The organism is Streptomyces sp. E2N166 (genome assembly GCF_003671715.1).
Classification (GTDB): Bacteria; Actinomycetota; Actinomycetes; order Streptomycetales; family Streptomycetaceae; genus Streptomyces; species Streptomyces thinghirensis.
This window is the reverse complement of sequence record NZ_RAIF01000037.1, coordinates 1-363: the sequence shown is the minus strand read 5'-3', so window position 1 is coordinate 363 and position 363 is coordinate 1. Positions and strand designations below refer to the sequence as shown.

The 363-nt window shown below is 70.2% G+C and carries 1 protein-coding gene; it reads left to right on the top strand.

The genetic code is table 11. The features are described 5' to 3' along the window. On the top strand, positions 1-363 hold a 363-nt coding region (locus EBH09_RS36770), incomplete at both ends, for a ricin-type beta-trefoil lectin domain protein (RefSeq protein WP_193776770.1).

The window sequence follows — 363 nt, the reverse complement described above, 5'->3', positions numbered from 1 at the left end:
CCGGTCACCGGGGTCGACGGCAAGTGCCTGGACGTGGACAACTCGGGCACGGCCGACGGTACGGGGGTGCAGGTGTGGACGTGCAACGGGAGTGCGGCACAGGACTGGACCGTCGGCGGTGACGGGACGCTGAAGGCGCTGGGCAAGTGCCTGGACGTGTCCGGTGGCGGCAGCGCGGACGGTACGCGGATCCAGCTCTGGACGTGCAACGGCACGGGTGCGCAGAAGTGGGCGGCCCAGCCGGACGGCACGGTTCGCAATCCGCAGTCGGCCAAGTGTCTGGACGCGTCGGGCGGCACCTGGAACGACGGGACGCCCGTTCACCTGTGGACCTGCCACACCGGCCAGAACCAGAAGTGGACC